Raw genomic sequence first — 14,498 nt, 5'->3', positions numbered from 1 at the left:
CGGGCTGGTGGCGTCACCGCCGAGGGGTTAGCGTCAGCGACGTGGCCAAGGCATCCGACGAAATCCGCCCCGATCGGCGGCCGTGGTTGCGCGCACTTGCCGCCATGTCCGTTCTGGTCACGTTCGCCGCGGGTCTCGTCGCCTGGCCCGCACCGGCCCAGGCCACCCACTCCACCCCGCGCGTCATCATCGACACCGACTTCGGTCAGTGGTGGGACGACGTGGCAGCCCTCGCCGCCGCCCATGCCGCCGCCGACGCCGGGCAGGTGCGGCTGCTCGGCGTGATGACCGATGTGGACAACCGGTGGAACGCCCCCGCGATCGACGCGCTGAACACCTGGTACGGCCGACCCGACCTGCCCGTCGGTGCCCCGGTCGGTGCGCCGCAGGTGCCCGAGGCGTACAGCCGGTTGCTGGCCGAGCGGTGGCCGCACAGCGGTCGCGCCGTCGACGCCGTCACCCTGTACCGGCGGCTGCTCGCCGCCCAGCCCGACCACAGTGTCACCATCGTCGCCATCGGCGCTCTCACCAACCTTTCCCGACTCCTGCGCACCGACCGCGAACTGGTCGCGCGCAAGGTCGCCCGGACGGTCGTCATGGGCGGCGAATACCCGCGGGCCACCGCGCCGGAGTGGAACTTCGGCCTCGACCTCGACGCCACCCGCCGGGTCGTGGACGGCTGGCCGGGCCGCGTCGTCTACGACGGCTTCGAAGTCGGCGCGAAGGTCTTCGTCGGCAACGGCGTCTGCGCCGCCCACCGTCGGGACAGCCCGGTCCGCGCCGTCTTCGACCTGCTGTACGGCTGCGGAGCCGACCAGCGGGACGGCACCTGGGATCCGGCGGCCGTCCACTACGCCATCCACGGCCCCACCGGCACCCTGCGGGACGCGGGCGCGGGTGGGCACAACACAGTCACCGCCGATGGCCTGAACCGCTGGCAACCCGGCGGTCACCGCCAGCGCTATCTGGTCCTCACCGACCCCGCAAGGCTGACCAGGCAGATCGACGCCTACGTCAACCGCCGCCCTCACCGCTGACTGTCGCCCACCCCGCGACAGCGACCGTGGTGCGTCCTCCGCACAATGTCGGCGCGTCCACCCGGCGAAGCCCATTGGATGTCGGAAGGCGATCCGGCCGCGCGGAGACGGCGCCGGCCCGGCCGCGCGGAGGCGGGCCGGGCCGGGGGCCGGATGTGGCGGTCAGACCCGGGCGCGGCGGGCCAGGCGCTCCGGGTCGAGGATGATGATGCTCTTGCCGTCCAGCCGCAACCAGCCGCGGGAGGCGAAGTCGGCGAGCGCCTTGTTGACGGTCTCCCGGGAGGCGCCGACGAGCTGGGCGATCTCCTCCTGGGTGAGGTCGTGCGTCACGCGCAGCACGCCGCCGTCGCGGGTGCCGAACCGGCCGGCCATCTGGAGCAGGTTCTTCGCGACCCGTCCCGGCACGTCGGTGAAGATCAGGTCGGCGAGCGAGTCGTTGGTGCGGCGCAACCGGCGGGCCAGCACCCGCAGCAGTTGCTCGGCGATCTCCGGGCGGTTGTTCAGCCACGGTCGCAGCGCCTGCTTGCGCAGCCGGACCAGGCGGGTGTCGGTGACCGCCGTGGCCGTCGCGGTGCGCGGGCCGGGGTCGAACAGGGACAGCTCGCCCACCATGTCCGACGGGCCCATCACGGCGATCAGGTTCTGCCGGCCGTCCGCCGCGCGGCGACCGACCTTGATCTTTCCGGACAGGAGGATGTAGAGACTGTCGCCAGGCTCGCCCTCGTTGAACACGATCTCGCCCTTGCGGACCTCGATCGTCTCCATCTCCTTGGCGAGCGCCTCGGCAGCCTCCGGGTCGACACCCTGGAAGATCCCGCTGCGGGCCAGTACCTCGTCCATCGCGCACCTCCGCCTACGCGTGCCGTCCGTCGGCCGGGTCCGCCGTCCGCTGATCCCCTCGCGCGCCGTCAGTCTAGGCGCACATGAGCGGGAATCAGAGGTGCACCCCTGGAAGATTGAACGTTGGACGTAACCTACCCGACCTGGGAAGCGACTAAGATCCCGCCGGCCGGGCCGGAGGCAACCGTTCCCACCAGTGATCGTAGGGTGACCGGCGTGCTGTGCGAGCCGATCCTGACCAACCGGTCCGAAGCCGGGTGGGACATCCCGCTGCTGGCCTGGCGGGCCGAGACGCCGCTGCTGGCGGTCGGCTCCGCCCCGCTCGGCGGCGGGATCGGCATCCGCCGGTGGGTGGTGAACGCGACCGTGCCGATGTCGTACGACCGGGACGACCCGGCCGCCCACCTGACCGAACTCGCCCACGGCCTGGGCCTGGGCGGTCCCGGTGTGGGACTCCTGACCGGCGTGGACGTGACCGAGGTCGTACGCCGGACGGATGGCGGCGTCCGGGTCTGGGCGACCGTGGGCCTGGGGACGCCGGTGTGGGCCGCCGCGCCCGAGCCCGCCCGGCCGGCCCAGCGCGTCGGCACGGTCAACATCGTCGGGTACGTGCCGGTACGCCTCGGCGACGCCGCCCTGGTCAACGCCGTGGCCACCGTCACCGAGGCGAAGGCGCAGGCGATCTGGGAACTGGGTCTGCCGGCCACCGGCACCCCGACCGATGCGGTGACCGTGCTCTGCCCGGCCGACGGGGAGCCGGCCCCGTACGGCGGCCCCCGGTCCACCTGGGGCGCACCGCTGGCCCGTGCCGTGCACGCCGCGGTCCGGGCCGGTGGTGCCGCAACGGTGGTGCCCTGGTCCGACCGGCAGGCGGGCTGAGGTGCGGACGATTCCGACAGGCCGGCTTTTCCGACCGATCGGCCCTCGCCCCGGCGATGCCGGGGCGGTAGCGTCGCCGGCGATGTACGCTTCCGCCCGTTCTGCGCTCCGCGCCCGTCGTGCCACCGCCGGCCAGCACCCGGCCGGCCAGTTTTCCGCCGGCCCGCTCCGGTCCGGCCCGGTCCGCACCCGTCGAGCCGTCGCCGGCCCGGCCCGTGCCGGCCGACGCCTCGTCGCGCTCGTCGCGCTCGTCGCCGTCCTCGCCGTCGCGGGCTGCTCCGGCGGCGGTGGCGACCCGACCTGGCAGGCGGGGCAGGGCGGCGGGTCGACCGGGCCCGCGACGGCCGATCAGCCCAAGGCGTCGGGCGGCGCGACGGAGCCGTCGATCTCGCTGACCGCGACCGGCGACGTGATCATGGGCAACGCGCCGAACCGGTTGCCACCCAACGGCGGCAAGGGCTTCTTCGACGACGTGAAGTCGGCGCTCAAGGGCGACCTGGTGATGGGCAACCTGGAGGAGCCGCTCACCGACGACACCGGCGCGGGCAAGTGCGGCCCGAAGCCGAAGAACTGCTATCAGTTCCGGGCCCCGCCCGGCTATGCCGCGCACCTGCGCTCGGCCGGGTTCCAGCTGCTCAACCAGGCCAACAACCACGGGTACGACTACGGTCGGCAGGGCTACGAGAACACCCAGTCGGCGCTGGAGGCGCACGGGCTCAAGCACACCGGCGGTCCCGGCGAGATCACCGTGGTGGACGTCAAGGGCGTCAAGGTCGCCGTGGTGGGCTTCTCCTCGTACCCCTGGTCGAACAGCCTGGTCGACCTCGCCGCCGCCAAGCAGGTCGTCGAGATGGCCAAGGAGGCGGCCCAGATCGTGGTGGTGCAGGTGCACATGGGCGCCGAGGGCGCGGACAGGACCCGGGTCAAGCCGGGCACCGAGATGTTCTTCGGGGAGAACCGGGGCGACCCGATCCGTTTCTCCCGGACGGTCATCGACGCCGGCGCCGACCTGGTCATCGGGCACGGCCCGCACGTGCTGCGGGGCCTGGAGTTCTACAAGGGGCGGCTGATCGCCTACAGCCTGGGCAACTTCGCCGGTGGCGGCAAGTCGCTGAACAGTTCCGGCCGGCTCGGGTGGGGCGGGGTGCTCAAGGTGTCGCTCACCGCGCAGGGGAAGTTCGTCGACGGCACCTTCACCTCCACCGTGATGAACGGAGTGGGCCGACCGTCGGTGGATTCGCAGGAGCGTGGTCTCGGGCTGGTCCGCGAGGTGACCCGGGCGGACTTCCCGGACACCGGCGCGAAGCTCGACGGAACCGGCAAGATCAGCGCGCCGGCGGGTGGCTGAACACACGTCGACCGCGTCGAGTCGTCACCGCGTCGGCCCCGCGACGTAGGCTGGCCGGCGTGACCACGCGCACCCCCGAGACCGACCTCGGCCGTACGCGCCGCGCCCGGCGCATCGGCCGGGTCCTGACCGAGACGCACCCCGACGCGCACTGCGAACTCGACCACTCCTCCGCGTTGGAGTTGGCCGTCGCGACGATCCTGTCCGCCCAGTGCACGGACAAGAAGGTCAACGAGGTCACGCCGAAGCTGTTCGCCCGCTACCGCACCGCCGCCGACTACGCCGGGGCGGACCGCGCCGAGATGGAGGAGCTGATCCGGCCCACCGGCTTCTACCGCAACAAGACCAGCTCCCTGATCAACCTCGGTCGGGCGCTGTGCGAGCGGTACGACGGCGAGGTGCCCGGCCGGCTGGCCGACCTGGTGACCCTGCCGGGGATCGGGCGCAAGACCGCGAACGTGATCCTCGGCAACGCCTTCGACGTGCCCGGCATCACCGTCGACACGCACTTCCAGCGGCTGGTGCAGCGGTGGGCGCTGACCACCGAGACCGACCCGGTCAAGATCGAGCACGCGATCGGCGCGCTCTTCCCCAAGCGCGACTGGACCATGCTGTCGCACCGGATCATCTTCCACGGCCGGCGGGTCTGCCACGCCCGCAAGCCGGCCTGCGGCGCGTGCACGCTGGCCAAGCTCTGCCCCGCGTACGGGACCGGGCCGACCGAACCGGCCGCTGCGGCCAAGCTGCTCAAGGGCCCCCGCGCGCGGGATCTCGCGGTGGCCGTCGGCCTCGACCCCGACCTGGTGCCGCAGCAGGCCGCATCGGCGGACGTGCCGTGATGCGGCGGCTCGCGTACCTGCTCGTCCCGCTGCTGCTCGGCGCGGCGGGCTGCACCGCCACGGCCGAGGAGCCGGCCGTCCGGCCGTCGGCGACCCGGGCGGAGCGCCCGTCGCCGTTCACCGACTGCGCCGCGCTGACCGTCGCGCCGGCCTCGGCGTCCCCGGCGCCGGGCAGCCCCGGCAAGGAGCAGCTGCCCGACCTGACGTTGAACTGTTTCACCGGCGGCGCCCCGGTGAAGGTGCGCGACATCAAGGGCCCGGCGGTGATCAACGTGTGGGCGTCCTGGTGCCTGCCGTGCCGCAAGGAGCTGCCCGCCTTCCAGCGGCTCAGCGAGCGCGCCGACGGCCGGTTCCAGGTGCTCGGGGTCAACACGCGGGACAGCCGCGGCGGCGCGCAGTCCATCGGCGAGGACTTCGGTGTGGGCTTCCCGATGCTGCTCGACCAGGGCGACGCGTTCCAACGCGCGCTGGAACGCAACGCGTTCCCACTCACCGTCCTGGTCGACGCGGACGGACGGATCCGGCACATCGACGCGACCGGCGCGCTCGACGACGCCCGCCTCGCCACGCTGGTCCGTACCCACCTCGGGATTCCGGCATGACCCGACGGCCGCCCCCCGGCTGGTTCGACCCGCTGCTCGACCGGCTCGGCACCGCGCGGGCGGAGGACTTCACCCGGATCGTCACGCCGGCCAGCGGCGGCCGGGAGAGCGCCGTGCTGGTGCTGCTCGGCGAGGAGCCCGACGCCGGCCCGGACGTGCTGGTCCTGCAACGTGCCGCGACCCTGCGCAACCACGCCGGGCAGCCGGCCTTCCCCGGCGGCGCGGCCGACCCGGAGGACGCCGACGCCCGCGCCACCGCGCTGCGCGAGGCGAACGAGGAGGTCGGCCTCGACCCCGGCAGTGTCACCGTGCTGGCGCAGCTGCCTCGGCTGTGGATCCCGGTCAGCGACTTCGTGGTCACCCCGGTGCTCGCCTGGTGGCACGATCCGCACCCGGTGCACCCGCGGGAGCCGGCCGAGGTCGCGCACGTGGCGCGGCTCCCGGTCGCCGAGCTGGTCGACCCGGACAACCGCATGCGGGTACGCCACCCGAGCGGTTGGATCGGCCCGGCCTTCTCGGTGCGGGGGATGCTGGTCTGGGGCTTCACCGCCGGCGTGATCGACCGGTTGCTGGAGATGGGCGGCTGGTCCCGGCCCTGGCCGCACTCCCGCGTGGTGGAGCTGCCGCCCGAGGACGCCCCGGCGCCGTCGGCCGGAACCGAGGCGGCGGACGAGAGCCCGGTGCGGTGATGACCCGTAGGAATCCTCAGGTCACGTTCAGCGGGCGCTGAGCCGGCCGCGGGCCCGGTGCCCGTACCCTGGGGGCGTGTCCGCCGTGGATCTGGTCCTGCTCCTGCTCCTGCTCGTGTTCGCGATCAGCGGATACCGCCAGGGTTTTGTCATCGGGGCCCTGTCGTTCTCCGGCTTCTTCCTGGGCGCGCTGCTCGGCCTCCAGGTCGGGCCGATGATCGCCGAGCAGTTCGCGGCCAGCGGCACCCGCGTGCTGATCTCCCTGGTGGCGATCTTCGGACTGGCCGTGCTCGGGCAGGCGCTGGCCGGGTGGCTCGGCTCGAACCTGCGGGTCGCCATCACCGGGGCGACCGGCCGCAAGATCGACGACATCGGCGGGGCGTTCATCTCGATGGTCGCCGTGATGTTGGTGGCCTGGCTGGTGGCCGTGCCGCTCGGCTCCTCCTCGGTGCCCTGGCTGGCCTCCTCCGTCCGCAACAGCGCGCTGCTCACCGTCGTCGACCGGGTGCTGCCGGACCGGGCGCAGGAGCTGTCCACCGCGCTGCGGGACACGGTCGACACCAACGGTTTCCCGGACGTCTTCGGTGATCTCGCGCCGACCCGCGTCCGTCAGGTCGCCCCGCCCGATCCGGCGCTGGCCAACTCCGAGGTGGTGCAGAACGCGAAGCGGTCGGTGGTCAAGGTGCTCGGTTCCGCGCCGAGCTGCTCCCGCCGGATCGAGGGCTCGGGCTTCGTGTACGCCGACGACCGGGTGATGACGAACGCGCACGTGGTCGCGGGCACCCGGTCGGTGGCGGTGGAGCTGCGCGGCGAGCGCTACGACGGCGAGGTGGTGGTCTACGACCCGAAGCGGGACCTGGCCGTGCTGTACGTGCCCGGGCTGCCCGGCCCGTCGATGCGGTTCGCCGCCGGGGCGGCCGGCACCGGGGCGGACGCGATCGTGCTCGGTTTCCCCCTCGACGGCCCGTACGATGCCCGGCCGGCCCGGGTCCGCGACGTCGGCCGGATCCCCGGTCAGGACATCTACTCGGCCGGCGACGTGACCCGGGAGATTTACACGATCCGGGCGTTGGTCCGCAGCGGAAACTCCGGCGGCCCGCTGGTCTCGTCGAACGGGCTGGTGCTCGGGGTGATCTTCGCGGCGGCGGCGGACGACCCGAACACCGGGTTCGCGGTGACCGCGGCTGAGGCGCGGCCGGTGGCGCTGGCCGGCGCGGAGCGTACCCGGGGAGTGGGCACCGGCGACTGCACCTGAGCCGGCCGGCGGCGCTCAGCCTCCGGCCGCTGCTCCCGCCGGTGTCACGCCGTCGCCGGAGCGGGACAGCGGCAGCCGGGAACGGCCCCAGGTGAGCGTGCGGTCGAGGACCGCCCGCGCCATGATCGCCACGCAGGTGCCGCCATTGAGGAACGACGCCACCACGTCGCTGGGATGGTGCATGCCCCGGTACATGCGGGTGAGCGCCACCCCGAGCGGCACCAGCACCAGCAGCGACCACCAGCCGATCTTCGCCGGGGTGCTGCGGACCTGCAGCGCCAGCAGCACCGCCAGACCGACGTAGAGCGCGGTCGCCGCGGAGGTGTGCCCCGAGGGGAAGCTGGACGTCGGCGGGGAGGCGTCCATGTGCGCGACGGCCGGCCGGTTCCGGTCGATCACCATCGTGGTGAACAGGAAGATCAACGCCTGGGCGGTCACCGCCGCGCAGAGGAACAGCGGCTCCCGCCAACGGTGCAGCACCAGCCGCAGCACAAGCGCCGCCAGCACCGTCACCACCACGATCATCTGGGTGCTGGCGAGGGTGCTGAAGACCAGCGAGACGTCGTTCCACCCCGGTGTCCGGTCGCCGGCGAACTCGCGGTTGACCGCGTCCTCGGCGGTGAACGGCCAGGTGTGCTCAAGCACCCGGGTGACCAGGAGACCCAACCCGACCATGAGGGCGAAGAGCACCGCCAGCGGCAGCAGGACACGCCGGGCGACTCGGACCGCGACTTCGGACATGGTCGATGCTGTACCCCTTCGGGGACGCGGCTACTCCCGGTCGCCGTCCCGCCCCGGGGTGGCCAGTTCCGGCTCCACCCCGTCGCGCAGCGGGTGGGCGCCCCGTCGGCCGAACCCGGCACGCCAGGTGGTGAATCCGGCGGTGGTCGCCGCGACCACCGCCACCCCGAGGACCCAGCCGCCCACCACGTCGCTGGCCCAGTGCACGCCCAACGCGATGCGGCTGAGCCCGGTCACCACCGTGACCAGCACGGCGGCGGCCCACAGCGCGATCCGGCCGAGCGGGCGGTCCCGGGTGAACGGCAGGAACACCAACAGCAGCACCCCCGCCGCCAACATCGCGTTCAGCGCGTGACCGGACGGGAACGAGTAGCCGGCGGCCCGGGCCACCGGGTCGAGCAGGTCCGGGCGGTCCCGGCCGACCAGGAGCTTCAACAACGCGCCGAGCAGCCCGCCGACAAGCATGGTGGTGACCACCCAGGCGGCCAGCCGGGCAGCCCTGCGCCGCAGCAGCCAGATCACCACACCGGCGGCGACCACCCGCAGCGGGCCGGGAGAGAAGACGTGCGTCCACACGGACATCCCGTCGACCCAGGCCGGGTGCTCCAGCGCGTACCCGTGGAACGCTTCGGTGATCGACGCGTCCAGCCGGAGCAGCGGCGGCCAGGTGCCCAGCACCAGCAACGCGAGCAGGGCGAACGGCACCAGCACCAGGAACGCCGCGGCGGCGGCCAGGGTGAGCCGCAGCCCCAGCGAGTGCTCGGGGTCGAGGCGGCGGCCACGCCACGACCGGGACCGCGTCGTCGTCCGCCCGGTGGTGTCCATGACCGTTCCGTACCCAGGCGCAGCGTTTGTCAGACCGCCGTGTTTCTGTGCGGCGGGGTCGGGCCGGCAGCCGTATCGGGTCGGCGGCGGAACCGGCGGGACCGGCGCACCGTGAGCGCGGTGCCGGTCACCAGCACGACGAGGACGGCCAGGCCGGTCCAGAGGCGCGCCGGGGCGGAGACGTCCGCCTGCCCGGCCGCGCGGGCCGACCAACCGCCCGACGGCGTATGCCCGAGGGGGTCGCCGCCCTGCCCGGCCGCCGCGGCCCGGGTGTCCCGGTCGTCACCGGGCGCCGGGCCGAAACCCACCACGCCCGGGGACGCGTTGTCGTCCAGTGGGTTGAGGTCGACGGTCGGCACGTCGGCGGTCAGCGCCGCCACCGGATCGACCATGCCGTAGCCGAACCTGTCGTCCCGGCCGGGCGGGCCGAGGTCCCGGCCCGTGTTGATCAGCCGGTTCACCACGTCCCCGGCCGACATCCGGGGATAGCGCGCCCGGACCAGCGCGGCCGTCGCGGCGACAAGTGGCGCGGCGAAGCTCGTCCCCTGCACCCGCCAGTAGCCGCCGGGGCGGGCGCCGTAGAGGGCGGTGGCCGGCGCGCTGAGGACCGTCTCGTGGCCGGTGATCGAACCGGACCAGAGACTGTTGTCGCGTTCCAGCCCGGCGACCGCGAGCACGCCCGGCTCCCGGGCCGGGTACCAGACCGTGGTGGTGGGCGAGGTGGCCAGGTTGCCGGTGCAGGCGACCACCACCACGTCCCGGGCGAACGCGTAGTCCAGCGCCGCGGCCAGGGCGGGACTGTCACCGCCCCCGCCGAGCGACAGGTTGACCACGCGGGCACCCTTGTCGACCGCCCAGCGCACCGCGGTGGCGATGACCAGCGCGTCGTCGTAGCGGTTCCGGGCGTCGAGCACCCGGACCGGGAGGATCTTGGCGTCCGGCGCCAGCCCCACCACGCCGCGGTTGTCGTCGGCCCGCCCGGCGATCAGCCCGGCCACCGTGGTGCCGTGACCCACCGGGTCCGGGCCGTCCGTGCCGTCCGGGGTGACCAGGTCCAGGCCGGGCAGCACCTGACCGGCCAGGTCAGGGTGCGATCCGTCCACCCCGGAGTCGATCACCGCGACCACCACGCCGCGCCCGGTCGAGGTGCGCCAGGCGGTCGTCGCCCGCAGCTTCTCCACCTGCCACTGCCCGTCGCGCACCTGGTCGGCGCGGAGCACACGCTCCGGCACGACCCAGGCCCGGTGCGGCGTGGCGGCGGCGGACGCCGGCAGGGACAGCGGGGCGGCCACGGTGACAAGTGCGGACAGCGCGGCGACGAGCGCACGCCCGGCCACCGGCACGCCTGGCCACTGCCGATCCCTGGTCACATTCCAGCCGTTCCGTCGCGTCAGACACATGCTGCTCGGAGATTACCGCTTGCCCCGTCCGTCACGGGCCTACTCCGGTGAGCCGGTCATGACGGCGGAAGGTGCGCCAACTGCACCAGGCGTACGCCCCCACGACGGGTCACCAGGCGCGCCCGGCCCGGGGGCAGCGGCCCGGCCTTGACCTGGCCGACGAGCGCGCCCTCCTCCGGCCCGCCGGACATCACCAACCCGGCTGTGGACAGTTCCCGCATCCGCTGCACGATCGGCTCGTACGCGGTCCGTCCGGCGCCGCCGGTGCGACGCGCCAGCACCAGGTGCAGCCCGACGTCGCGGGCGTGCGGCAGGTGGTCCTCCAGCGCGCGCAGCGGGTTGGTCGGACCGCCGGCGACCAGGTCGTAGTCGTCCACCAGCACGAACAGCTCCGGACCCTGCCACCAGGACCGGTCGCGTAGCTGGGCCGGGGTCACCTCCGGACCGGGCTGCCGCCCCTGCAGGTAGCCGGCGGCCGACTCGATCAGGTCGGTGGTGTGCGGCGCCGCCGTGCCGTAGCCGATCAGGTGCGGCGTCTCGATCGTGCCCATCAGGCTGCGCCGGTAGTCGACCAGGATCACCCGGGCCTGCTCCGGGGTGAACCGGTCGATGATCGAGGTGGCCAGTGCGCGCAGGAACGACGACTTGCCGCACTCGGCGTCGCCGAAGACCAGGAAGTTCGGTTCGGTGGCGAAGTCGAGCACGACAGGCGACAGGTCCGCCTCGGCCACGCCGATCGGGAACGCCAGCCCGGTGGTCGCACCCCGGTCCAACTCGGCGTAGGGCAGCACCGGGGGGAGCAGGCGCACCCTGGGCGCGGCCGGCCCGGCCCAGGCGCCGGCCACCGCCTTGACCAGGTCACCTGTCTCGGCGCCCACCGTCTCGACCCGGGGTTCGGCGGTGAGGAAGTGCAGCCCGCCCGCAGTGATGCCCCGCCCCGGGCGTTTCTCCGGCACCGTGTCGGCCAGGGCGCGTTTGACCACCACCGAGTCGGCCGGGTCGCCGAGGCGCAACTCCAGCCGGGACCCGAAGAGGTCACGGATCGCCGGGCGGAAGTCCGACCACCGCAGCGCCGTCGCCACCACGTGCACGCCGTACGCCAGGCCCCGGGTGGCCAGCTCGGTGACGAGCGGTTCCAGGTCCTCGTACTCGTTACGCAGCGTGTTCCAGCCGTCGACGACCAGGAACACGTCCCCGAACGGGTCGTCGAGGCCGTCGGCCCGGCGCCGGCGCCACTCGGCCATCGACTCCACGCCGGCCTCGGCGAAGCGTCGTTCCCGTTCCACGAGCAGGCCGGCGACCTCGCCGACGGTACGCCGGACGGCGGTGTCGTCGGACCGCCCGCTGACGCCCCCGACGTGCGGCAGGTCGCGCAGCGAGCCGAGCGTTCCGCTGCCGAAGTCGAGGCAGTAGACCTGCACCTCGGCCGGGGTGTGGGTGAGTGCCAGCGCGCAGACCAGGGTGCGCAGCAGGCTGGACCGGCCGCTGCGGGTGGTGCCGACCACCGCGACGTGCCCGGCCGCGCCGTCAAGCGTCAGCCAGAGCAGGTCCCGCCGCTGCTCGAACGGCTTGTCCACCACCGCCACCGGCACCTGGAGCGAACCGTGCAGCTCCGGGTTGCCCACGGTGAGGCCGCGGACCGGGTCGACGCCGACCGGACCGACCAACTCGTCGAGGGCGGGTGAGGCGTCCAGCGGCGGCAGCCACACCTGATGCGCTGGTGGACCCTGCCCGGCCAGCCGGTCCACCAGCAGGTCGAGCAGCGTCTCGCCGCTGTCCTCCTCGGTGGGCGGGGCGGCCGGTACGGCCGGCTCGGACACCGGGACCAGGTGGGTGGAGAAGCTGAGCACCCGGGCCTCGCCGGTCCCCGGCCCGCCCGCCGGGCCGGCCCGGCGGCGCACCGCACCGGAGACGTACGCGGCCTTGAACCGGATCAGCGGTTCGGTGCCGGAGCGCAGGTAGCCGTGCCCGGGGGTGCGGGGCAACTCGTACGCGTCCGGCACGCCGAGCACCGTCCGGGACTCCAGCGCCGAGAACGTGCGCAACCCGATCCGGTACGACAGGTGGGTGTCCAGCCCGCGCAGCCGGCCCTCCTCCAACCGCTGGCTGGCCAGCAGCAGGTGCACCCCCAGCGAGCGGCCCAGCCGGCCGATCTGCACGAACAGGTCGATGAAGTCGGGCTTGGCGGAGAGCAGCTCGGAGAACTCGTCGCAGATCAGCAGCAGCGACGGCAGCGGGGCCAGTGGTGAGCCGGCCGCCCGGGCCCGCTCGTAGTCGCGCACGCTGGCGAAGTTGCCCGACCGGCGCAGCAGCTCCTGCCGCCGCATCAGCTCACCGTTTGTCGCGTCGACCATCCGGTCGACGAGCGGCAGCGCGTCGGCCAGGTTGGTGATCACGGCGGCGGTGTGCGGCAACCGCTCGAACGGCGCGAACGTGGCCCCGCCCTTGAAGTCGATGAGCACGAAGTTGAGCTGCTCCGAGCTGTGCGTGGCGGCCAGGCCGAGCACGAGCGTGCGGAGCAGTTCCGACTTGCCCGAGCCGGTGGCGCCGATGAGCAGGCCGTGCGGGCCCATGCCGTCCTGCGCCGACTCCTTCAGGTCCAGCTCGATCGCCCCGCCGTCGGCGCCCACGCCGATCGGCACCCGCAGCAGGTCCCGCGCGGCCCGGGGCGCCCAGCCCTGCTCGGCGGTGAAGCTCTCCGGGTCGCCGAGGCCGAGCAGCTCGGGCAGGCCGGGCTCGGCGCCGGCCGGCCCGTCCGGTCCGCGTACGGTGCCGGCCAGGCGCAGCGGCGCGAGCCGTCTGGCGACCGCCTCGGCGTCGGTGGGCGCGAGCGCGTCGGCGGCGCCCACCTCGGCGGGCCCTTCGACGGAGTGCGAGTGCAGCCGCCCGTCGACCAGGTCGAGTAGCAGCGCGTACCGGTCGAGCAGCCGGGGCGGCGCGGTGTCCAGGTCCAGCACGGTGACCGCGTCGATCCCGCCGTCACCGGCCAGGTCGGTGGCGCCGGTCAGGTCGCCGCCGTCGAGGACCACCACGACGTGCGGCCCGTCCGTGGCCGGGCCGTGCGGGCTGAACCGCGACCGCGCGCCGAGCACGTCGTCGAGGAGCCGCTCCAGCTCGGCGGCGGAGCTGGTGACCAGCCGCACCGGGCCGAGGGCGTCGGTGCGCGCCGGATGGTGGGCGTGCGGCAGCCACTTCACCCACTCCCACCGGTCCCGGCGTTCCGGTCCGGCGCAGACCGCGACCAGCAGCTCGTCCGGGGCGTGGAAGACGGCGAGCTGGGTGAGCATGGCCCGGGCCAGTGCCTGGGCGGCCGGCGAGCCGGTGCCGCGGACCGGACCGGCGGGGCCGCGCACGAACACCCGGGCGAAGCTGCGCAGCGACAGCGCCACCGGCAGGTCCGGCACCACCGAGTACGCGTCCAGGAAGCGCCGCAACGCCCCGGCCGTCATCGGCTCCAGTTCCTCAAGCGGCCGGGTCACCGGCGGCACCAGCGGTGTGGCCAGGGTCTGCGGACCCACGCCGACCCGGACCACTGCGAAGTCCGGGTCGGCGGGTCGACGTTCCCAGACCCGGTGACTGTCCACCGTCGACCAGAGCCGTCCCGGCTCGGGGTGGCGGTAGGAGAGGCCGGCGCGCTGGGCGCCCGCGGTGTCCCGGACCCGGCGGCGCAGCGTGGCCAGGTGCCGCAGGTATTCCCGGCGGGCGGCGATCAGCTCCGACTTCTTCGGCCCGGCGCTGCCCCACGTGGTGACCAGCATGGCCAGCGAGGAGAGACCGAACATGCCGCCCACCACGTACGAGTACGCCCCGCCGCCCCGGCCGAACATCATCGCCATGGCGACCGTCCCGCCGAGCATCGGCAGCACCATCAGCGCCTGCTGCCAACGCCCCCCGGCCGCGACGGGGATCTCCGGCGGCGCCTCGACGGGCAGCTCGCCGACCGGGATCTCCGGGGCCGGGCGGCGCGGCGGCCGCTTGATGACGACAGTGGACACCCCAGCCTCCCTGTGGCTCTCGGTAACCCGAGCCTGGCTCATCGTAGG

General features: G+C 73.9%; 12 protein-coding genes. 7 read left to right on the top strand and 5 right to left on the bottom strand.

Translation table 11 applies throughout. The features are described 5' to 3' along the window. Nucleotides 1–41 precede the first annotated feature (41 nt). Nucleotides 42–1,037 carry a nucleoside hydrolase gene (locus ACLQ2X_RS14950; RefSeq protein WP_425681608.1) on the top strand — a complete coding sequence of 332 codons (996 nt, stop codon included), beginning with the start codon at nucleotides 42–44 and terminating at the stop codon, nucleotides 1,035–1,037. Between the two features lie 162 nt (nucleotides 1,038–1,199). On the opposite strand, the gene ACLQ2X_RS14945 is transcribed toward ACLQ2X_RS14950, so the two are convergent. Next, nucleotides 1,200–1,877 (bottom strand): Crp/Fnr family transcriptional regulator, encoded by a 678-nt coding sequence (locus ACLQ2X_RS14945; protein WP_007466162.1) that lies wholly within the window; start codon nucleotides 1,875–1,877, stop codon nucleotides 1,200–1,202. A 216-nt stretch (nucleotides 1,878–2,093) separates the two neighbouring features. Here ACLQ2X_RS14945 and ACLQ2X_RS14940 point away from each other — a divergent pair, with 216 nt between their 5' ends. From ACLQ2X_RS14940 to ACLQ2X_RS14915, 6 genes are all read left to right on the top strand, one after another. Continuing rightward, a complete protein-coding gene (locus ACLQ2X_RS14940; RefSeq protein ID WP_425681695.1) occupies nucleotides 2,094–2,756 on the top strand; it encodes an adenosylcobinamide amidohydrolase in 663 nt (220 codons plus the stop codon). Between the two features lie 82 nt (nucleotides 2,757–2,838). Then, nucleotides 2,839–4,104 (top strand): CapA family protein, encoded by a 1,266-nt coding sequence (locus tag ACLQ2X_RS14935; RefSeq protein WP_425681607.1) that lies wholly within the window; start codon nucleotides 2,839–2,841, stop codon nucleotides 4,102–4,104. Nucleotides 4,105–4,163: 59 nt separating this feature from the next. Next, nucleotides 4,164–4,943 (top strand): endonuclease III, encoded by a 780-nt coding sequence (gene nth, locus ACLQ2X_RS14930; protein ID WP_425681606.1) that lies wholly within the window; start codon nucleotides 4,164–4,166, stop codon nucleotides 4,941–4,943. After that, nucleotides 4,940–5,545, top strand: a complete 606-nt coding sequence (locus ACLQ2X_RS14925) for a TlpA family protein disulfide reductase (protein WP_425681605.1) — start codon at nucleotides 4,940–4,942, stop codon at nucleotides 5,543–5,545. The genes nth and ACLQ2X_RS14925 overlap by 4 nt, the downstream gene beginning before the upstream one ends. Then, nucleotides 5,542–6,234 carry an NUDIX hydrolase gene (locus tag ACLQ2X_RS14920; RefSeq protein ID WP_425681604.1) on the top strand — a complete coding sequence of 231 codons (693 nt, stop codon included), beginning with the start codon at nucleotides 5,542–5,544 and terminating at the stop codon, nucleotides 6,232–6,234. The genes ACLQ2X_RS14925 and ACLQ2X_RS14920 overlap by 4 nt, the downstream gene beginning before the upstream one ends. Before the next feature lie 76 nt (nucleotides 6,235–6,310). Beyond that, nucleotides 6,311–7,489 (top strand): MarP family serine protease, encoded by a 1,179-nt coding sequence (locus ACLQ2X_RS14915; RefSeq protein ID WP_425681603.1) that lies wholly within the window; start codon nucleotides 6,311–6,313, stop codon nucleotides 7,487–7,489. A 15-nt stretch (nucleotides 7,490–7,504) separates the two neighbouring features. On the opposite strand, the gene ACLQ2X_RS14910 is transcribed toward ACLQ2X_RS14915, so the two are convergent. The 4 genes from ACLQ2X_RS14910 to eccCa are packed head-to-tail and all read right to left on the bottom strand — an operon-like array spanning nucleotide 7,505 to nucleotide 14,450. Then, complete coding sequence (locus tag ACLQ2X_RS14910) at nucleotides 7,505–8,230, bottom strand: phosphatase PAP2 family protein (protein WP_425681602.1); 726 nt, start codon at nucleotides 8,228–8,230, stop codon at nucleotides 7,505–7,507. Nucleotides 8,231–8,260: 30 nt separating this feature from the next. Next, nucleotides 8,261–9,055 carry a phosphatase PAP2 family protein gene (locus ACLQ2X_RS14905; RefSeq protein WP_425681601.1) on the bottom strand — a complete coding sequence of 265 codons (795 nt, stop codon included), beginning with the start codon at nucleotides 9,053–9,055 and terminating at the stop codon, nucleotides 8,261–8,263. Between the two features lie 29 nt (nucleotides 9,056–9,084). After that, a complete protein-coding gene (gene mycP / locus ACLQ2X_RS14900; RefSeq protein ID WP_425681600.1) occupies nucleotides 9,085–10,455 on the bottom strand; it encodes a type VII secretion-associated serine protease mycosin in 1,371 nt (456 codons plus the stop codon). A 56-nt stretch (nucleotides 10,456–10,511) separates the two neighbouring features. Continuing rightward, the gene (eccCa, locus tag ACLQ2X_RS14895) at nucleotides 10,512–14,450 is read right to left on the bottom strand and encodes a type VII secretion protein EccCa (RefSeq protein ID WP_425681599.1); all 3,939 of its coding nucleotides are present in this window, start codon (nucleotides 14,448–14,450) and stop codon (nucleotides 10,512–10,514) included. Nucleotides 14,451–14,498 lie beyond the last annotated feature (48 nt).

This window comes from Micromonospora sp. DT31 (genome assembly GCF_049841795.1).
In the GTDB taxonomy this organism is placed as follows: domain Bacteria; phylum Actinomycetota; class Actinomycetes; order Mycobacteriales; family Micromonosporaceae; genus Micromonospora.
This window is presented reverse-complemented; position numbering and strand designations above follow the sequence as displayed.

Bases quoted from the DNA above. Each gene is read 5' to 3' on its own strand.
- ACLQ2X_RS14945 (WP_007466162.1), bottom strand. From the start codon at position 1,877: ATGGACGAGGTACTGGCCCGCAGCGGGATCTTCCAGGGTGTCGACCCG.
- ACLQ2X_RS14935 (WP_425681607.1), top strand. From the start codon at position 2,839: ATGTACGCTTCCGCCCGTTCTGCGCTCCGCGCCCGTCGTGCCACCGCC.
- ACLQ2X_RS14920 (WP_425681604.1), top strand. From the start codon at position 5,542: ATGACCCGACGGCCGCCCCCCGGCTGGTTCGACCCGCTGCTCGACCGG.
- ACLQ2X_RS14910 (WP_425681602.1), bottom strand. From the start codon at position 8,230: ATGTCCGAAGTCGCGGTCCGAGTCGCCCGGCGTGTCCTGCTGCCGCTG.
- ACLQ2X_RS14905 (WP_425681601.1), bottom strand. From the start codon at position 9,055: ATGGACACCACCGGGCGGACGACGACGCGGTCCCGGTCGTGGCGTGGC.
- mycP (WP_425681600.1), bottom strand. From the start codon at position 10,455: ATGTGTCTGACGCGACGGAACGGCTGGAATGTGACCAGGGATCGGCAG.